The sequence below is a fragment of the Kitasatospora sp. NPDC059599 genome (genome assembly GCF_042735125.1).
Taxonomy (GTDB): domain Bacteria; phylum Actinomycetota; class Actinomycetes; order Streptomycetales; family Streptomycetaceae; genus Kitasatospora.
On record NZ_JBHWCL010000197.1, the window covers coordinates 1 to 16,506 of the forward strand.

19 protein-coding genes and 2 pseudogenes are annotated in these 16,506 nt (G+C 74.3%); 9 read left to right on the forward strand and 12 right to left on the reverse strand.

The window, feature by feature from the left end:
* Positions 1-861: 861 nt before the first annotated feature.
* Positions 862-1,527 (reverse strand): lysophospholipid acyltransferase family protein, encoded by a 666-nt coding sequence (locus ACFV04_RS39820; protein WP_380535934.1) that lies wholly within the window; start codon positions 1,525-1,527, stop codon positions 862-864.
* A 100-nt stretch (positions 1,528-1,627) separates the two neighbouring features.
* A complete protein-coding gene (locus tag ACFV04_RS39825) occupies positions 1,628-2,428 on the reverse strand; it encodes a maleylpyruvate isomerase family mycothiol-dependent enzyme (protein ID WP_380535936.1) in 801 nt (266 codons plus the stop codon).
* Positions 2,429-2,561: 133 nt separating this feature from the next.
* On the opposite strand from ACFV04_RS39825, the gene ACFV04_RS39830 reads away from it, so the two are divergent.
* A complete protein-coding gene (locus ACFV04_RS39830; protein ID WP_380535938.1) occupies positions 2,562-2,954 on the forward strand; it encodes a helix-turn-helix domain-containing protein in 393 nt (130 codons plus the stop codon).
* Between the two features lie 74 nt (positions 2,955-3,028).
* On the opposite strand, the gene ACFV04_RS39835 is transcribed toward ACFV04_RS39830, so the two are convergent.
* From ACFV04_RS39835 to ACFV04_RS39845, 3 genes are all read right to left on the reverse strand, one after another.
* Complete coding sequence (locus ACFV04_RS39835) at positions 3,029-3,631, reverse strand: ClpP family protease (RefSeq protein ID WP_380535940.1); 603 nt, start codon at positions 3,629-3,631, stop codon at positions 3,029-3,031.
* Between the two features lies 1 nt (position 3,632).
* Positions 3,633-4,271, reverse strand: coding sequence for a ClpP family protease (locus ACFV04_RS39840; protein ID WP_380346712.1), 639 nt, complete (start codon positions 4,269-4,271; stop codon positions 3,633-3,635).
* A 128-nt stretch (positions 4,272-4,399) separates the two neighbouring features.
* On the reverse strand, positions 4,400-5,260 hold the full coding sequence (locus ACFV04_RS39845) for a LysR family transcriptional regulator (protein ID WP_380535942.1): 861 nt from the start codon (positions 5,258-5,260) through the stop codon (positions 4,400-4,402).
* A gap of 128 nt (positions 5,261-5,388) precedes the next feature.
* Between ACFV04_RS39845 and ACFV04_RS39850 the strand changes: the two genes are divergently transcribed.
* A complete protein-coding gene (locus ACFV04_RS39850; RefSeq protein WP_360255241.1) occupies positions 5,389-5,898 on the forward strand; it encodes a nuclear transport factor 2 family protein in 510 nt (169 codons plus the stop codon).
* A 47-nt stretch (positions 5,899-5,945) separates the two neighbouring features.
* On the opposite strand, the gene ACFV04_RS39855 is transcribed toward ACFV04_RS39850, so the two are convergent.
* Both ACFV04_RS39855 and ACFV04_RS39860 read right to left on the reverse strand, forming a co-directional pair.
* On the reverse strand, positions 5,946-6,707 hold the full coding sequence (locus ACFV04_RS39855; protein WP_380535945.1) for an SDR family NAD(P)-dependent oxidoreductase: 762 nt from the start codon (positions 6,705-6,707) through the stop codon (positions 5,946-5,948).
* A complete protein-coding gene (locus tag ACFV04_RS39860; RefSeq protein ID WP_380535947.1) occupies positions 6,704-7,126 on the reverse strand; it encodes a VOC family protein in 423 nt (140 codons plus the stop codon). The genes ACFV04_RS39855 and ACFV04_RS39860 overlap by 4 nt, the downstream gene beginning before the upstream one ends.
* Before the next feature lie 46 nt (positions 7,127-7,172).
* On the opposite strand from ACFV04_RS39860, the gene ACFV04_RS39865 reads away from it, so the two are divergent.
* Positions 7,173-7,919, forward strand: a complete 747-nt coding sequence (locus tag ACFV04_RS39865; protein ID WP_380535949.1) for a GntR family transcriptional regulator — start codon at positions 7,173-7,175, stop codon at positions 7,917-7,919.
* Positions 7,920-7,989: 70 nt separating this feature from the next.
* Here ACFV04_RS39865 and ACFV04_RS39870 read toward each other — a convergent pair whose 3' ends face one another.
* Both ACFV04_RS39870 and ACFV04_RS39875 read right to left on the reverse strand, forming a co-directional pair.
* Positions 7,990-8,754, reverse strand: a complete 765-nt coding sequence (locus ACFV04_RS39870) for a VOC family protein (RefSeq protein WP_380346717.1) — start codon at positions 8,752-8,754, stop codon at positions 7,990-7,992.
* 205 nt (positions 8,755-8,959) lie between these two features.
* Positions 8,960-9,784, reverse strand: a complete 825-nt coding sequence (locus ACFV04_RS39875) for an SDR family oxidoreductase (protein ID WP_380346718.1) — start codon at positions 9,782-9,784, stop codon at positions 8,960-8,962.
* Positions 9,785-9,883: 99 nt separating this feature from the next.
* Here ACFV04_RS39875 and ACFV04_RS39880 point away from each other — a divergent pair, with 99 nt between their 5' ends.
* From ACFV04_RS39880 to ACFV04_RS39890, 3 genes are all read left to right on the forward strand, one after another.
* A complete protein-coding gene (locus ACFV04_RS39880) occupies positions 9,884-10,303 on the forward strand; it encodes a MarR family winged helix-turn-helix transcriptional regulator (protein WP_380535951.1) in 420 nt (139 codons plus the stop codon).
* Positions 10,304-10,506: 203 nt separating this feature from the next.
* Positions 10,507-11,514, forward strand: coding sequence for an SPFH domain-containing protein (locus ACFV04_RS39885; RefSeq protein WP_380535953.1), 1,008 nt, complete (start codon positions 10,507-10,509; stop codon positions 11,512-11,514).
* Positions 11,511-12,440, forward strand: coding sequence for a hypothetical protein (locus ACFV04_RS39890; RefSeq protein WP_380535955.1), 930 nt, complete (start codon positions 11,511-11,513; stop codon positions 12,438-12,440). Before ACFV04_RS39885 ends, ACFV04_RS39890 begins: the two co-directional genes overlap by 4 nt.
* Positions 12,441-12,553: 113 nt before the next feature.
* Here ACFV04_RS39890 and ACFV04_RS39895 read toward each other — a convergent pair whose 3' ends face one another.
* Positions 12,554-13,096, reverse strand: coding sequence for a hypothetical protein (locus ACFV04_RS39895; RefSeq protein ID WP_380346721.1), 543 nt, complete (start codon positions 13,094-13,096; stop codon positions 12,554-12,556).
* A 138-nt stretch (positions 13,097-13,234) separates the two neighbouring features.
* Between ACFV04_RS39895 and ACFV04_RS39900 the strand changes: the two genes are divergently transcribed.
* Positions 13,235-13,891, forward strand: a complete 657-nt coding sequence (locus ACFV04_RS39900; RefSeq protein ID WP_380535957.1) for a GPP34 family phosphoprotein — start codon at positions 13,235-13,237, stop codon at positions 13,889-13,891.
* 471 nt (positions 13,892-14,362) lie between these two features.
* Here ACFV04_RS39900 and ACFV04_RS39905 read toward each other — a convergent pair.
* Positions 14,363-14,728: pseudogene (locus ACFV04_RS39905) on the reverse strand (maleylpyruvate isomerase N-terminal domain-containing protein); the annotation flags it as partial.
* A gap of 191 nt (positions 14,729-14,919) precedes the next feature.
* On the opposite strand from ACFV04_RS39905, the gene ACFV04_RS39910 reads away from it, so the two are divergent.
* On the forward strand, positions 14,920-15,132 hold the full coding sequence (locus ACFV04_RS39910; protein WP_350519589.1) for a cold-shock protein: 213 nt from the start codon (positions 14,920-14,922) through the stop codon (positions 15,130-15,132).
* A gap of 252 nt (positions 15,133-15,384) precedes the next feature.
* On the opposite strand, the pseudogene ACFV04_RS39915 reads toward ACFV04_RS39910, so the two are convergent.
* A pseudogene (locus tag ACFV04_RS39915) lies at positions 15,385-15,948 on the reverse strand (DUF4262 domain-containing protein); the annotation flags it as partial.
* A gap of 168 nt (positions 15,949-16,116) precedes the next feature.
* Here ACFV04_RS39915 and ACFV04_RS39920 point away from each other — a divergent pair.
* The gene (locus ACFV04_RS39920) at positions 16,117-16,386 is read left to right on the forward strand and encodes a hypothetical protein (RefSeq protein WP_380535959.1); all 270 of its coding nucleotides are present in this window, start codon (positions 16,117-16,119) and stop codon (positions 16,384-16,386) included.
* Positions 16,387-16,506: the final 120 nt, after the last annotated feature.

Here is a 16,506-nt window from a genome sequence, read left to right on the forward strand (position 1 = left end):
GCCGCCCGCTTGCGCTCCGCGCACGCGGAGCCGCTCCGCGGCTCCGCCCGGGGGGCCCGGCGCTTCGCGCTCGGGCCGGCCTCACTCCGCTTCGCTTCATGAGGCCACTGATGCCCCATGAAAAGTTGCTCACCCTTTGAGCAATGAGCCTCACTCCGCTTCGCTCCATGAGGAAAATAGCTGAGAACCTAATCCCCCCCTTAAGGTGTGATCCTCACTCCGCTTCGCTCCATGAGGCCCACAGTCGGGGCCTGGGTGCTCTCCTGAGTTCGCCCGGCCGCTCTCCCTGAGGTTGCCGGCCCCGCTCCGCTTCGCTCCACGGGCCTGGCGACTGGGGCTTGCTCCCTGAGCTGGTGCTTGATTTGGACCGAAGATGGGCCCAGGTTTTGCGCTCGGCTGGACCTCGCTCCGTGGGGCTCGGGTGGTTCGGTCCCGAGTGCGGTGCCTTCCTGAATTCCTCGTCCAGCTCGCCCAGTCGGCTGTTCTGAACCTGCTCCGCTCCGTGGAGCCCCGTAGTCGACTTCCCATCGTGTTGCTTCACGCCTGGCACTGCTCCGCTTCGCTTCATGGTGCGAGGGGGCTGGTGTGCGTCTAAGTCGTTGAGTGGTGGCTTCAGTTGATTTCGGATCAGTCTGGCTGGGGCGTTGGCGCTTTGTGGATTGGTTGTGCTCCCACCCGGGTTCGTCCGGGCTGACGAGCTCGGACCGTGGCTTCGGCTGCTGCCTCTCGATGTGGGGATCGGCCTGATGTATCAGAATGGGTGTGTCAGGGGATCCTGCGCGGAGCGGGGTGGGGACTCGCGTGTTCGGAGGCGCGGGGCGGCGGCGCGGCGCTGGGGAGGTGGTCGGCCGGAGGATCAGGTCAGGATTCGGTGGGGTGGGTGTCGGCGTGCAGGTGGTGGGCTGCGGTGGTCCAGGCTGCGGTGACGGCGTGGTGGGCGGTGGTTGTTGCCTCGGTGATGTCGCCTTCGAGGTGGAGGGGGGTACCGAGGTGGACGTGCAGGGTGGGGCGGCGCAGTGGAGCGGTGGCGAATCCGGCGAGTTGTTTGGCGGCGCTGCCGGAGCTGAGGCGGCGGGCGCCGTACTGGCCGAGGGGGACGACGGGGGCACCGCTTGCCGCTGCGAGTCGGGCCAGGCCGGTGCGGAAGGGGCGGGGCTCGCTGTCGTGGGAGTCCCGGTGTTTCGGGAGGCCGCCTTCGCCGTAGATGAGGACGACGCGGTCAGCGGCGAGTGCGGCTGCCGCGGTGTCGAGGGCGGTGGCGGCGTGGGCGGTGCCGCGGTGGACGGGGATGTGTCCGCCGGCCCGTAGGACCGTGCCGAGGAGGGGTATCCGCCACAGTCCGGCGGCGGCCATCACCACGGGTTCGGTGCCCAGCCGGCGCAGTGCGGCCAGAACGACGCCGGGGTCGGCGAGTGAGCTGTGGTTGGCGGCGACGATGCTGCCCGGGGCGATGGGGCCCGGGGTGTCGGAGGTGACGGACAGACGGCCGAGGACGGGGATCAGGGTGCTGGCGATCCGGCTGAGCATGGGTGGTTCCTTCGTGGCCTTCGGCGGGGTGGTACCGCCATCCTCGCGGCCGTCGGTGCCGGGCAGCTTGAGTAGGCGTACTCAGATCGGGCCGGGTACGTCAGGGGGCGGTGAAGAGGGTGGGGAAGGTCGGGGCCAGCCATGGCCGGCGGCCCCAGGCGAGGACTTTGCCGCGGGTGAGGGCGTCGATGGCGGTGTAGCGGCCCAGTGCGATGAGGAGGAACGCGACCGGCTCGGTGAGGATCGTGCAGTCCGGGCGTCGGGGCGGGTCCTGGGTCACCGTGGCGGTTCCGTCCGTGAAGGTCACGGTGAAGGTGTCCAGGCCGCGTACCCGTAGCCGGTAGCAGGCGTTGTGGCCGGCCGTGGTGTGGGGGTTGGTGACCCGTGGCATGGCGGTGCGCAGGAAGGGCAGGGTCAGGGCGACGCGGTGGCGGTCGATGGGGTGTGGGCGGTGCAGGGCCAGGGCGATGTCGTAGAGGTGGCCGAGCATGTGGGTCAGGAGGTAGGCGGCGAGGGTGTCCAGGTCCATCGGACCGAGCGGGGTCCGTACCGGGTCGGTGCCGGTGCGTGGGGCGGCTGCCGTGGTGAACCGGTGTGCCTGTCGGGCGATCTCCTCGGCGAGGGCGGCCGGGTCGCGTTCGGGGCGGGCGGCCAGGGCGGCTTCGTTGGCGGCGGCCAGTGAGCCCGCGGTGCCGTCGCCGTAGGGGCGTTCCTCTCCGGCGGCGAGGGCGGCCATCAGTTCGTTGGCCATGGCGAGGTGGGCGGCGGCCTCGGCGACCGTCCACTCGGCGCCGGGTATCGGGGTGTCGCCGCGGCTGTCGGCGAGGAGGGTGACGGCCTCGTCGCCGAGTGCGGTGACCGCTGCGAGGAGCGCGGTGCGCTCGGGGGGCGGGAGGGTCATGGTGGTGAACACTGGCCGACTCCGGGGTCGCTGTCCAGACCCGTGGCGTGGTCGGGGGCGTGATGGCATCGGCTTCACCCAGAGCGGAATGCCGCTGTCTTCCCACGGGGCGTCGGATCCTTAGGCTGATGGGGTGAGCACTCATGCGCCGGACGAAGCCCGCGTCATCCCCCTGCGTCCGCAGGGCCCGCCGCCCGCGCAGGCTCCCGCGGTGAGGGAGCCGCTGTGGCGCGACCTCGTCGGTGGTGTGCTGCGGCGCGAGCGGCTCGCGCAGGAGCGCACCCTGAAGGACGTCGCGCAGGCGGCCCGGATCTCGATGCCCTACCTGTCGGAGCTGGAGCGCGGGCGCAAGGAGGCGTCGTCCGAGGTGCTCGCGGCTGCCGCCCGGGCGCTCGGGCTGGGCCTGGCCGATGTGCTGTCGCTCGCTCAGGAGGAGCTGGTGCGGTCTGCGCGGAGCCGGGTGGAGCGGGGGCGCCGGGGGCGTGCGTCGACGGGGCGGCACGACGGTCTGTGCCTGGTCGCGTGACCCCGCACCGGCGGGGCCGGTGGGCGCCGCCGGTGCGGGGTCGGGTGAGGGGAGGAATCAGGTGAGGGGAGGGGTCAGGTGAGGGCGAGTCGTCGAGTGAGCACCTGGTCGGCGAGGCCGTAGGCGACGGCCTCCTCCGCGGTGAGGATCTTGTCGCGGTCCAGGTCGGCGCGCAGCGTCGCGGCGTCGTGGTGGGTGTGCCGGGACAGGACCTCCTCGACCTGCGAGCGGATGCGGATCACTTCCTTGGCCGCGAGGCTGAGGTCGGAGACCGTCCCCTGGCGGCCCGCGCTGGCGGGTTGGCCGAGCAGGACCCGGGCGTGCTGGAGCACGAACCGTCGTCCCGGGTCGCCGCCGGCCAGGAGGACGGCCGCGGTGGATGCCGCCTGGCCGACGCAGAAGGTGGAGATCGGTGACTGGATGAAGGTCATCGTGTCGTAGATCGCCATCAGGGCGGTGAAGGATCCGCCGGGCGAGTTGAGGTAGATCGAGATCTCGCGTTCCGGGTTCGCGGACTCCAGGTGCAGGAGTTGGGCGATGACGACGTTGGCGACGCCGTCGTCGATCCCGGTGCCGAGGAAGACGATCCGTTCGTTCAGGAGTCGGCTGAAGACGTCGTAGGAGCGCTCGCCCTGTGCGGTGCGCTCGATGACGTAGGGAACGGGGTAGGAGCTCATGTCACAGTCCCATCCGTCGGTGCGGTGCGGCCGGGCGGATGTCGGCGAGCGACTGCACCACCCGGTCCACGATGCCGTACTGGCGGGCCTGTTCGGCGGTGAACCAGCGGTCGCGGTCGCCGTCGCGCGCGATCGTCTCCTCGCTCTGGCCGGTGTGTGCGGCGGTGATCCGTTCGATGGCCTGTTTGGTGTACTCCAGGTTCTGTGCCTGGATCTCGATGTCCGCGGCGGTGCCGCCGATGCCGGCCGAGGGCTGGTGCATCATGATCCGCGCGTTCGGCAGTGCGAAGCGTTTGCCGGGGGCTCCGACGGTGAGGAGGAACTGGCCCATGCTGGCGGCGAATCCCATCGCGAGCGTGGTGACGTCGTTCGGGATGAGCTGCATGGTGTCGTGGATGGCCAGGCCGGCGGTGACCGATCCGCCGGGGCTGTTGATGTACAGGCTGATGTCGGTGCGCGGGTCCTCGGCCGAGAGGAGCAGCAGTTGTGCGCAGACCCGGTTGGCGGAGACGTCGTCGACCTGGGTGCCGAGGAGGACGATCCGCTGGGCGAGCAGGTGGGCCGCGAGGTGGTCGTCGAAGCGGCTGAGGGGTGTGTCGTCGTCCTGTGCGTGGGGTCGGGGTGTGGTGAGGGGGGTCATCCGGTCTCCTCGGCGGGGGCGGGTGTGCCGTCGGCTCCACTCTTGCCTCCGGGGGGTTCGGGGATGGGGTTTCTCTGCTTGGGGCAGATTCGCCAGGGGCAGAGGGGTGAGGGGGTGGGCGGAGGGGGTCAGGGGGTGGGGGTGGTGACCAGGTCGGTTGCGGCGCGGGTGAAGGCGCGGATGCGGGCGGTGGTGCGGCTCTGCGGCCAGATCAGGCCCCATTCGAGGGGTGGTGCGTCGGCGAGGGCGACGTAGGCGATGTCGGGGCGCGGGTAGTAGCGGCGGGTGTGGGCGCCGACGGGCAGGACGCCGTGGCCGGCGCCGACGAGTGTGAGTGCTTCCTGGATGCTGTCGGCTGCCGGGCCCGGTGGGAGGGGTGGCGGGACGGCGGTGCCGTCCCGCAGTCGGATCACCGGGAGGTTCGTCAGGTCCTCGGTGGTGGCGCCGTGCGGGCGGTCGAGGGGGTGTCCGGCGGGAACCGCGAGCATGCGGGCCTCGCGGACCAGGGGCGGTCCGCAGATGAGGTCGGGTTCGTGCACCGGGAGGGGGCCGAGGCACAGGTCGGCGTCGCCGTCGCGCAGCCAGCGGGTCGTCTCGGTCATCCGGGCCTCGCGTAGCCGGACGTCGCAGTCGGGGGCCCGTTCACGGAACAACTGGGTGATCCCGATGAGGAGTTGGCCGGCGGCCGCGCCGACGTAGGCGACCTGGAGGCTGCCGGACAGGCCGCGCCCGGCTTCGACGGCGCTTTGGAGGGCCGCTTCGACGGCCTGCCAGGCCGGCCTCAGGTCGTCGGCCAACGCGCGGCCGAGCGGGGTGAGTTCGACGCGGCGGCTGGTGCGGTCGAACAGGGCGGCGCCCACCCGTCGTTCCAGTTTGCGGATGGTCCGGCTGACCCGCGCGGTGGACACCCGCAGCTTCTCGGCGGTGCGCCCGAAGTGCAGTTCCTCCGCGAGCACCAGAGACGACTCCACCTCGTACCGCTCGATCACGCGCCACCCCGTCGTCAAGCCCGAGTCAACGATCATTGCGCAGAAGGGCGTTGTTCGCCATCGGTCACGGCAGCAGAGTGGGGGACGTCGAAACCCGGCCGCTTTCACCGATTCCACCGGAGGACATCATGACGACCGAGCCCCTGCAGGCCCTGACCGCGCGGCCCGACGACATCGCCGCGGTCGTCGGCGAGTTGCGCGACCGTGCCGAGATCACGGACGCCCTCCTGCGGTTCGCCCTCGGGCAGGACCTGAAGGACCGTGAGCTGTTCGCCTCGGCCTTCACCGCCGACGCGGAGCTGGACTTCCGTCCGGCCGCGGCGCGCTGGGGTGGCGAGCCGCCCCTGATGACCGGTCGGGACTTCATCGTGGACGCCATCCTGGCGATGTTCGCCGGCCGGGTGGACACCACCCACCAGGTCACCAACCCGCGCGTCGGTGTCGACGGGGACACCGCCCGGCTCACCGCGCTGGTCGAGGCGCAGCACCTGCTCGTCGGTGAGCCGGGTACGCACGCCCTGCTCAAGAACCCCTACACGGTGGATCTGGTGCGTGAGGGTGGTCGTTGGCTCATCCGGCGGATGCGCATCGACAACGCCTGGTTCACCGGGGATCCGAAGGCCGTCTTCGGCGGCTGACGGCGGCGAGGTGGGGTGGGGGCAGGACGGCGGCGGGGCAGGGCGGGTCACAGGCGCAGGTGGGATGCGCCGTTGAGGTCGAGGACCGTGCCGGAGGCCCAGGTCGCCTCGGGCGAGGCCAGGTAGAGGACGGCTGCGGCGACCTCCTCCGGGGTGCCGACCCGTCCGAACGGGCTCTGTGCGCGCAGGGCCGGGCCGGACGGGCCGGTGAGGCGTTCGGCGACGCGGTCGGTGGCGGTGAAGCCGGGGGCGACCGAGGTCACCGAGATGCCGTGCGGGGCCAGGGCGACGGCCAGGGACTGGCCGAGGGCGTGCAGCGCGGCCTTGCTCGCGCCGTAGGCGGGGTGGTCCGGTTCGCCGCGGAAGGCGCCGCGCGAGCCGATGTGCACGATCCGGCCGGGTGCGCCGCGGGCGATGAGGCGGCGGGCGACGCAGTGGCTGAGGTTGGCGGCGCCGAGCAGGTTGACGTCGACCATGCGGCGCCAGACCTGCTGCCAGTCGTCGTAGGACGCTTCGGCCGGGTGGTGGGCGTTCGTCTCCGCGGTGGCCACGGCGGCGTTGTTGACCAGGACGTCCACCCCGCCGAGCCCGGCGTCGGCGGTCTCGGCGATCCGCTGGACGGCGGTGGGGTCGCCGAGGTCGCCGTCCACCAGGAGGTGTCCCTCGCCGGGCAGCGCGGCCAGGGTCTCCTCGGCCCCGGCGCGGCTGGAGGCGTAGTGCACGGCGACGCGGTCGCCCCGGGCGGCGAACGCGTGCGCCACGGCCCGGCCGATGCCCCGGGAGGCACCGGTGACCAGGACGCCCCTCATCGGGCGAACATCCGGGTCTCGTCGCGGAACGCCTTGAACTCCAGGGCGTTCCCGGCCGGGTCGAGCAGGAACATGGTCCACTGCTCGGCGGGCTGTCCGGCGAAGCGCAGGGTGGGCTCGATGACGAACCCGGTGCCGGCGTCGGCCAGTCGCCGGGCGAGGGCGTGGAAGGCGTCGACGTCCAGTACCAGTCCGAAGTGCGGCACGGGGACGGGGCGGCCGTCGACGGTGCCGTGCCCGGCGGGTTCGGGGCGGTGCCCGGGGACGAGGTGCGTCACCAGTTGGTGGCCGTGGAGGTCCCAGTCGACCCAGCCGTCGGTCGAGCGGCCCTGCGGGAGTCCGAGCACGCCGCCGTAGAACGCGCGGGCGCGGGCCAGGTCGTCGACGGGGACGGCGAGGTGAAAGGCGGGACGGGTCATGGCCCTCACCTTGATCCCCGCACCCTGCCGATGTCAACATTCGGACATGAATGATGAACCCCTGCGGAAGGCGGTCCGGCGCGGGCTCGCCGACGAGGTCGCGGACCGGGTGCGCGACGCGATCCTCGACGGGCGTTTCCCGCCCGGCGCCCCGCTGCGGGAGGTCGACCTCGCCGAGTCGCTGGGCGTGAGCCGCGGGGCCGTGCGCGAAGGGCTCGCCCGGCTGGAGCACGAGGGGCTGATCCGCACCGGCTGGCACCGGCCGACCACCGTCGTGGCGGCGAGCGCCGTCGACGTGGAGGAGGTCTACCGGGTGCGCGCCGCGCTCGACCGGCTGGCGGCCGTCACCGCGATGCGCCGGGCGACGCCGGAACAGCTCGACGGACTCGACCGGCTCGTCGACGGGATGGCCGCCGAACTGGCCGCCGGCGCCGGGGTGCCGCGGCTGCTCGCCCTGGACATGGCCTTCCACGACCGCGTCTACGAGGCCGCCGGGAACGGTCGGCTCACCGCGGCCTGGCAGGCCGTGCGCTCCCAGGTGTTCCTGTTCCAGTTGCAGCGGGTCTCGCTCGCCCGGGGCCGGTACCGGGCGCTGGTCGTCGACGAGCACCGCGAGCTCGCCCGCCTGCTGCGGGCGGGCGGCGACGCCGAGGAACTCGGCCGGCTCGCCGCCGAACACGTCGACGCCGCCCGTCGCAGCCTGCTGGCCCTCCTGGCGGAGGCGGGAGGCGGGGAGACGGGCGACGGGGAGGCGGGGGGCGCAGCGGCGGGGGGCGCGGCGGGGGGCGGGTGACCGGGGGCGGGTGGTGGAGGGGCCGGGACGTCGGGGCGGGGGGGTGTCCCGAGGTCCCGGCCCGGCGGGGTCAGCTGTCGGCGAGGGGGGCGAAGACGCCGAAGGTGGCGCCCTGCGGGTCGCGGATCACCGCGATCCTCGGGCCGTTCTCCATCTCCACGTCGACGGGCCCGTGCAGGACCTCGGCCCCGAGCCGGGTCGCGGTCGCCGCGGCCGCGTCCACGTCGGTGACCGTGAAGTACGGGTTCCAGTGGGAGGGGACCTCCGGCGGGAAGGAGGCGTCCATGGGCATCACGCCGCCGAACATCCGGTCGGCCAGGCCGACCATCGGGTAGGTGTCGTGCGGCCAGACCCGCCAGCCGAGGACGCCCTGGTAGAAGGCGAGCGCGGCGTCCCTGTCCCGGGTCGACAGGTCGGCCCAGCCGAAGGCGTTCGGCTCGTCCACCACGCCGAAGCCGCCGAACCCGCGCTTCTGCCAGAGGGCGAACGGCGCGCCGGTCGGGTCGCTGAGCAGGGCCCAGCGGCCGAGGTCGCCGATCTCCGTCGGCCCCATCCACACCTGGGCGCCGGCGCCCTTGGCGGACTCGCAGGTGCGGTCGACGTCGGCGGCGGCGAAGGACAGCAGCCACATCACCGGTTGCTGCGGGTTCATCAGCGGGGCCACGGCCGCGGCGGGCGCGCCGTCGTGGGAGAAGGTCGTGTAGCCGCCGTACTGCGGGTCCGGGTCGGTCTCGGCGGTCCAGCCGAACAGTTCGCCGTAGAACTGCTGGGCCGCGGGGAGGTCGCGGGCGCTCAACTGGGCCCAGCACGGGGAACCCGGGAGGATCTCGGTCACCTTCAACGCACTGCCTTTCGACGCGGTTTCCTGCTGCTGCGGGGGTAGCCGTTCGTTGTTTTCGCTGGTCAGGCGGCTGATGGTGGGCGAGTCTAGTCGGCGGGCGGCCGGTCGCAGGGGCGCCTCGCAGGGCGCGTCGACCGATCGGACCGTCCGCTTCGGGGGTGTCCGGGGGTGTGGCGGTGTCCGGGCCCGCGCTGCGGTGTTATCCGGCGACCCAGGCGGTGGTCAGCGCCTGGACGGCCGAGCCGTCGAGGTCCTTGAGCTTGGTGGCGGCGAAGGCGCGCGCGGCGTCGGAGGTGAGCAGCCGGAAGGCGGGGTGTTCGGCGGTGAGCTGGTCGACGATCCGGGCCGCGGCGTCCTGTGCCGTCTGGGCGTTGGCGAAGGCGCCGCGGGTGCGGTCCAGGTAGGCGGACAGGGCCGGGGCGTACGGTCCGGCCTGCTCCAGGGCGTCGTCCGCGAGGCCGACGTTGGCGACGAACTCGCTGGCGACCGCTCCGGGTTCGATCACGCTCACGGCCACGCCGGTCGTGGCCGCGACCGGGGCGAGGGACTCCATGAAGCCCTCGACGGCGAACTTGGCGGCGCAGTAGGCCTCGTTGAAGGGCTGGCCGATGACGCCGCCGACGCTGGTCACGGTCAGGACGCGGCCCCTGCTCGCGCGCAGGAGGGGCAGGGCGGCCTTGGTGACGTGCAGGACGCCGAAGAAGTTGACCTCCATGACGGCGCGCACGTCCTCGACGCTCTCCTGTTCCAGGGTGCCGACGTGGCCGGCGCCGGCGTTGTTGACCAGTGCGTCCAGGTGGTCGAGGCCGGCCAGGCAGGCCTGGACCGAGGCGGGGTCGGTGACGTCCAGGGGGCGGACGTCGACGGTGACCGCGGCTTCCTCGGCCGCCGCCAGCAGGGCGCCCGCCTTGGCGGTGTCGCGCATCGTGGCGATCACGTGCCAGCCGGCGCGGGCGGCGGTGACGGCGGTGGCCAGGCCGATGCCGGAGGACGTGCCGGTGATCAGGACGGTCTTGGTGCTCATCGTGTGACCTCTCGAATGCTTATGGTTCATAACCACTATGGACCATAACTATGTGGGCCGACATTCAACCCTGTCAAGCACCTGGCTACGCTGGACCCCATGCCCGACCCATCGGATGAGCTCACCAGGGAGGTCGTCGGCCTCTTCGCGGCCGTCAACCGCCGCTACACCCAGGAGTCCGAGGCCGCCGCCGCGGCCCACGACCTGACCCCGCTGCAGGCCAAGGCGCTGCTCGCCGCCGAGAGCCCGGTCCCCACGCGCCGCATCGCCGAGCGGCTCCACGCGGAGCCGTCCAACGTGACCGTGATCATCGACCGGCTGGAGTCACGGGGCCTGGTCGAGCGCAGCGTCGACGAGGCCGACCGCCGCGTCAAGCGTGTCGCCGCCACCGCGGCCGGGCGCGCCGTGGTCGCCGACCTGCGCGAGCGGATGCCGTTCGCCGCCGAGCCGCTGGCCGGGCTCACGGCGAGCCAGCGGGAGGCGCTGCGGGAGCTGTTGCAGCTGGTCCTGGAGGCCTGAGGGCGGGGGGGGTTCGGGTCCGCGGCCCCGGGGGGGGCGGGGCAGGGCCGGGCCGAATGAGGGCCGGGTGAGGGTGTCGCTGTGTCTTCGGGCGCGGCGGCGCCCTCTTCGTTTCCCCGGGGTTCCCTCTTCATCTATTTTCGTCATCTTGACGAGAAGCGGGGCGGCCCAATATCGTCGACGTGACGAAAAGGGGTTCTCCGATGGCCGACATCACCAGACGATTCGGGCTGCGCCACCTGCGCGCCGTTCCCACCGCGCACATCCGCCACCTGCGGCGCGGCCGGGTCGCCCACGACGGGACCGGGCTGGCGTTCTGGTTCCGGCCGCTGACCGCGGCGATCTCCGAAGTACCGGTGGACGACCGGGAACTCGCCATGCTCTTCCACGCCCGCACCTCGGACTTCCAGGACGTCAGCGTCCAGGCGACGCTCACCTACCGGATCACCGACCCGGCCACCGCCGCCACCCGCGTCGACTTCGGCATCGACCCCGACACCGGCGCCTGGCGCGCGGCCCCGCTCGACCAGCTCGCCACACTGCTCACCGAGACCGCCCAGCAGCACGCGCTCGGCCTGCTCGCCCGCACCCCGCTCGCCGGCGCCCTCGCGGACGGGGTGGAGGCCGTGCGCGGGCGGATGACCGAGGGCCTGGCCGGCGAGCCCCGGATCACCGAGACCGGACTCGCCGTGATCGCCGTCCGGGTGGTGGCGCTGCGGCCCGAGCCCGAGGTCGAACGGGCGCTGCGCACCCCGGCCCGCGAACTGGTGCAGCAGGAGGCCGACCGGGCGACCTTCGAGCGCCGCGCGGTGGCCGTCGAGCACGAGCGCGGCATCGCCGAGAACGAACTCGCCAACCGCATCGAACTCGCCCGGCGCGAAGAGCAGTTGCTCGCCCAGCAGGGCGCCAACCAGCGGCTCCAGGCAGAGGAGGAGGCCGCGGCCGACCGGGTGCGCACCGACGCCGAGGCGCAGCGCCGCACCCGGCTGGCCGCCGCCGAGGCACAGGCCTCCCGCGAACTCGGCGAGGCCCGGGCGGCGGCGGAGGCGGCGTGGCTGGCGGCCCACCAGCAGGCCGATCCGGCGGTGCTGCGGGCGCTGGCGCTGATGCGGCTGGCGGAGCACCTGCCGCGGATCGACAGCGTGACGCTGACCCCGGACGTGCTCACCGGTCTGCTGGCCCGGCTCGGTGCACCCGGGGCGCAGCGGTGACGCTCGCCCCGCGGGTGGTGCTGGTGCACCGGCGCACCGAGTACGAGGAACTGGTGGCCCGTCACGGCACGCCCGGGCAGGCCGCGTTCTTCCTCGCGTCGCGGGGCCGGTCGGCGCGGGAGGTCGAGGAGCGGCACCGGCGGCAGGCGCAGGCGCTCGCCGGGGCGGCGGCGGCCGTGCCGCTGGACTGGCGGCGCAGCCGGGTCGAACGGGCGGACCTGCCGCGGTTCCTGTTCGAGCCGGGGGACGTGGTGGCCGTGGTGGGTCAGGATGGTCTGGTGGCCAATGTGGCCAAGTACCTGGACGGTCAGCCGGTGGTGGGGGTGGACGCCGATCCGGGCCGCAATCCCGGCGTGCTGGTGCGTCACCGGGTCGACGGGCTGGCCGGGTTGCTGCGGGCGGCGGCGCGGGGCGAGGGGGCGGTGCAGGAGCGGACCATGGTCGAGGCCGTGGCCGACGACGGGCAGCGGCTGCTGGCGCTGAACGAGGTGTACGTGGGACAGCCGGGGCACCAGACGGCGCGCTACCGGCTGGGGACGGAGGACGGCGCGTCCGACGCTGCCGGGGCCGAAGCCGGGGCCGGGGCCGGGGAGGCGCAGGCGTCGTCGGGTGTCCTGGTCGGCACCGGTACGGGTGCCACCGGCTGGTGCCGCTCGGCCTGGCTGGAGCGCGGCGGCCCGGTGGCCCTGCCCGCGCCGGGGGCGCCGGCGCTGGCCTGGTTCGTCCGGGAGGCGTGGCCCTCCCCCGCGACGGGCACCGGTCACGTGCACGGGGTGCTGGAGGCCGGGCGGCGGTTGGTGCTCACGGTCGAGTCGGAGCACCTGGTGGCGTTCGGGGACGGGATCGAGGCGGACGCCCTGGAACTCGTGTGGGGCCAGAGCGTGCGGCTCGGCGTCGCAGCGACCCGGCTGCGGCTGCTCGGCTGAGCGGGACGTGCTCGGCCGGGTGGGACGCGCGTGCGCGCTCGTCCGCGGGCGGCCGTGGCGTGTGTGCGCGGCAGGCGGGGGCGGAGGATGAAGGGGTCAGCGGGGTGGAGGGGTCAGGGGGTTTCGCGGACGATCCAGAAGGGGGACCGGCGGTACAGCGGGCCGTCGGGGTCGTCGGCCCGGACGCGGACCGGGGTGTACAGGCACAGGACCCGGCCGCCCAGCCGCCGTTCCTCGGCCGCCAGCCACCGGGACTGCAGGAGCATCCCGGCCGCCATGCCCGCCACGAACATGCCGACCGGGATCCCCGTCGCGTAGCCGACCGCGAGGCCGATCAGCAGCACCAGGAGCAGGGGCGCGGTGAGACTGCGGGAGAACAGGTCGAAGGCCTCGCCCTGCGGGACCGGCTCGGCGGTCGGCGGCGGCGGGCTCAGCCGCTCCAGCCGCTCCCGGTACCAGGGCCGGCGGGCCCGCTGGAGTCCGTAGCAGGTCGTCGCGAAGAGGAGCAGGCCGGTGCCGGCGCTCCTCAGCGGGTCCGGCTCGCCGGCTCCCCCGAGGAAGGCCGGCACGCAGCTCACCAGGCTCACGGCGAGCAGCAGGGCCCCCTGGATCCGTACCGACTGGACGAGTCCGACCAGCCGCGGACCACCGTTCATGAAACATCCCCCGTACACGTGCTCGACCAAGATCGGCAGGATCCTAACGGACGGCGGCCGGGGGTACTCCCGCAGGTGGAGACGGGTCCGGCCCCGAGGCCGACGGCGGACCGGCGGGCGCGCCGTATCGTCGGAGGCATGAGCCGAGGACTGCACCTGGACGTCTACCTGCTGGCCTTCGACACCCGGTCCCAGTCGCTGCAGGACCGCGCCCGGGCCGGCTTCCTGGTGCGCGCGGGCGCCCTGGCCGAGCTCGCCCACCGGGGCGCCGCCGCCGAGGACGCGGCGGGCCGGGTGCGGGTCGTCTCCGCCGCCGCCACCGCGGACCCGGTCCTGGACACCCTGCTCGCCGAACTGGGCAGCCGGCCGCACACCTGGAGGTCGTGGATCAGGCGCAACCGCGAGGAGACCCTGGAGGCCGTCGAGGAACGGCTCGCAGTACTCGGTGTGGTGACCATGGCGGACCGGGACCCCTACGGCCCGGTCGTGCCGCGGCGCCCGGTGGCGATGGCGGACCCGCGCGAGGCCCTGGACCTCCAGGTGCGGGTGGCCGGGCTCGTCCGCGGCGGCGCCCCGGCCGCCGCGGTGCCGTTCGCCGACGCCGTCCTCGCGGCACTGGCCGCCCACGGGCACCTGCGGCTGGTGCTCTCGCGGCACGACCGCCGGGCCCACGCCGGGCGGATCGCCGAGCTCACCGACCGGATCGCCGACCGGTCCCCGGGGCTGGCCCGGGCGGTGGGCGGGCTGAACCTGACGATGGTCGCCGCCCAGGGCGGGATGGGCGGCGGCGGCTGAGCAGCCGGGCGGGCGGCTGTCAGGCGGGGGCCGGACGGGGACGGGGGCCGGACGGAGCGGGGGCTTACTCCTCCGGTTCCCCGGCGCGGAGCAGGTCGAACAGGCGTGTGCCGCCGTCGAGTTGCAGGGAGTCCGCCGGGCTGCGGTCGTACGGGGGAGGACCGGCTCGCCGGCCGTGCCGCGGGTGCGGGCGACGGGGACGTCCGGGCCGTCGCCGGTCTCCGGGGCGGGCACGGGCAGCCGGGTGGCGCGCGCCGTCGGCGGAGAGCCACAGGCGCCAGGCGTGGCCCTCGGCGGCCGCGGGCTCGTACGGCCAGGGGCTCCGCGTCGCGCAGCAGGTGTGCCGGAACGCGTCGACGCCGTCGGTGCCGTCGGTGCCCGCGTCGGCGGGCAGCGGCTGCGGGGTGCCCGCGGTCCTGGGCGTCGTAGGTGTGCACCGTGGCCTCCTGGATCTGGTGCCGGGCGACGGCGCCGGCGGTCTGCGGCGACTGCGAGGCGCCCCACCACGTCCGGCAGCCGGCGTCCGGGCCGGCCACGCGCAGCGCGTCCGGCAGCAGCTGCGTCCCCTCGGCCGACCAGGCCGGCAGGGCCTCGCGCTCGCGGGGCGCGGCCGGACCCTCCCCTTCGCTGCGCCCGTCGGCGGGACCCACGGCGACGGTGGCGGCCCAGCGGCGGGTGCACCTCGCCCAGGTGCCGCACCAGGTCGGACACCGTCCACTCGGGGCAGGTCGGCACCTGGGCGTCCGGGCCGGGCGCGGCGGCGACCGCGGCGCGGAAGGCGGTCGACCGCTCGTCGATCAGCCGCAGCAGGGCGGGGAGTGCGAGCTCCGCTGTCACTGCGACTGCCTACCACCGGGATCCGGACCCCGCCGCCCGCTTCACTCCGTGCACACCATTCCCCGGCGGGGCCGGCGGCCCGGCGGGAGCGCGCGGCCGGAAGCGGGACGCGCGTGACGTTTGGCACTCGTTCCCTCACCGAACGTGAAAGGATCGCGGTCGGCAATGATTCACATCGACTAGGGGAAGACATGGCGGAGCGTCAGAACGGCACGGTCAAGTGGTTCAACGACGAGAAGGGGTACGGGTTCATCACCCCTGAGTCCGGGCCCGACCTGTTCGTTCACTTCCGTGCGGTCGAGGGGAGCGGCTTCAAGTCCCTGGTGGAGGGCCAGAAGGTCAGCTTCGAGGCCGTCCAGGGCCAGAAGGGGATGCAGGCCGACAAGGTCCGCATCGAGCAGTAGGCCCCGGCCCCGGGCGGGCGGTCGCGGCCGGCTCCCGTCCGCGGGCGCCCGCGGCCCGGCAGCCCGCCCGCCCGCGGATCGCGCGTCCGCCCCGGGGCCCCGGCGGAGGTCCCGCCGTCGGACGCTCCCCCGGGTCGTCCGAGCCTCCCGGGCCTCCTCGGTCCGGACACCGTCCGGGTGTTCGTCGGCCGGGCGCGGCAGGCGGGGCCGGGCCCGGCAGCCCGCACCGGCCCGCTCGCCCGAGGGCCGGCGGTGCTCCCGGCCGCGCCACACCGGCCGGACGAAGGGCACCGGCGCCCGCCGGTGGAAGCCGACGGCCGCACCGGACAGCGGCCGGTACCGGCTCTCGTCCAGCGCTCCGGGCTTGAACTCGCACCCTTCGATGACGTCGGGCCGCAGCAGGCCGAGCTCCGTCGACGCGCCGTCACGCAGCCGGGCGGCGGCCTCGTCGGCCCGGCGCATCAGCCCGCGCACCTCCGGACCGAACACGGAGACCTCCGGGATCCGGTGCCGGTGCCACAGGCAGGCCGTGAACACCCGGTCCGCCGCCCCCTCCCCCACCGGCCCCGGTCCCTGACCTGACCTGACCTGACCGCGGCCACGTGCCGGCTGCGCTCGCGCACGTCCGCCCCCAGGAGCAACGCCTCGCCGGACCAGTGCCCCGCCGGCCGGCGCCGGGCCCTGGCGGCGCGTCGGGGCGGGCCCCGTAAGGGCGGGCGCAAACGCGCCTCGGGGGCGGGAATCCGGTCGCGTCCCCCCGGAACGCGAAAGGGCCCACGGGCCTGCTCCGCCCGACCGATCCGGGAAAGTCCGCACACGATCTTCATTCCTGCAAGGTCGGACCGGTGTGTCTGACGGGCCGTGAGGTCCGGTCGGGCGGTGGCAGCACTTGCGGGGGGTCGCGGCGCGTGGCTGTCCGAAGTCGCGGCGGGCCGATCGGCGCCGCCCCCTTCCGACTCATGAACTCCGTGGAGGAGATTTTCCATGCGTGCTATCAAGCGTGTCGTCGCCCTCGCCGCCCTGACCACCCCGCTCGTCATCGGCTGCGCCGGCCTGGCCTCGGCCCAGGAGGGCCTGGACGCGGCCTGGGGCAAGGGCGCGTTCGTTGCGAACCAGAACGGCGCCGGGGTCGCGGCCGCCGGGTCCTCCGTCTCCCCCGACGGCGTCTCCCACGCCGACTTCTGGATCCGGGCGGACAACAACGGCGTCTCCGGCTCGTTCACGGGTGCGGGCGCCACCTGGAACAACGGCTGACGAAGCCCGCACCACCGCCGGCCGGCGCCGGTCGGCCGGAATGCGGGCGGGGGGGGGGGGGGGGCGCCGCCCCCCCCCCCCCCCCCCCGCCCCCCCCACGCCGCCGCGGCCCCCCCCCCC

Coding starts and splice junctions, on each gene's coding strand:
- ACFV04_RS39820 (WP_380535934.1), bottom strand. CDS start 1,527: ATGCTCAGCCGGATCGCCAGCACCCTGATCCCCGTCCTCGGCCGTCTG.
- ACFV04_RS39825 (WP_380535936.1), bottom strand. CDS start 2,428: ATGACCCTCCCGCCCCCCGAGCGCACCGCGCTCCTCGCAGCGGTCACC.
- ACFV04_RS39835 (WP_380535940.1), bottom strand. CDS start 3,631: ATGAGCTCCTACCCCGTTCCCTACGTCATCGAGCGCACCGCACAGGGC.
- ACFV04_RS39840 (WP_380346712.1), bottom strand. CDS start 4,271: ATGACCCCCCTCACCACACCCCGACCCCACGCACAGGACGACGACACA.
- ACFV04_RS39850 (WP_360255241.1), top strand. CDS start 5,389: ATGACGACCGAGCCCCTGCAGGCCCTGACCGCGCGGCCCGACGACATC.
- ACFV04_RS39855 (WP_380535945.1), bottom strand. CDS start 6,707: ATGAGGGGCGTCCTGGTCACCGGTGCCTCCCGGGGCATCGGCCGGGCC.
- ACFV04_RS39860 (WP_380535947.1), bottom strand. CDS start 7,126: ATGACCCGTCCCGCCTTTCACCTCGCCGTCCCCGTCGACGACCTGGCC.
- ACFV04_RS39865 (WP_380535949.1), top strand. CDS start 7,173: ATGAATGATGAACCCCTGCGGAAGGCGGTCCGGCGCGGGCTCGCCGAC.
- ACFV04_RS39875 (WP_380346718.1), bottom strand. CDS start 9,784: ATGAGCACCAAGACCGTCCTGATCACCGGCACGTCCTCCGGCATCGGC.
- ACFV04_RS39880 (WP_380535951.1), top strand. CDS start 9,884: ATGCCCGACCCATCGGATGAGCTCACCAGGGAGGTCGTCGGCCTCTTC.
- ACFV04_RS39885 (WP_380535953.1), top strand. CDS start 10,507: ATGGCCGACATCACCAGACGATTCGGGCTGCGCCACCTGCGCGCCGTT.
- ACFV04_RS39895 (WP_380346721.1), bottom strand. CDS start 13,096: ATGAACGGTGGTCCGCGGCTGGTCGGACTCGTCCAGTCGGTACGGATC.
- ACFV04_RS39900 (WP_380535957.1), top strand. CDS start 13,235: ATGAGCCGAGGACTGCACCTGGACGTCTACCTGCTGGCCTTCGACACC.
- ACFV04_RS39910 (WP_350519589.1), top strand. CDS start 14,920: ATGGCGGAGCGTCAGAACGGCACGGTCAAGTGGTTCAACGACGAGAAG.
- ACFV04_RS39920 (WP_380535959.1), top strand. CDS start 16,117: ATGCGTGCTATCAAGCGTGTCGTCGCCCTCGCCGCCCTGACCACCCCG.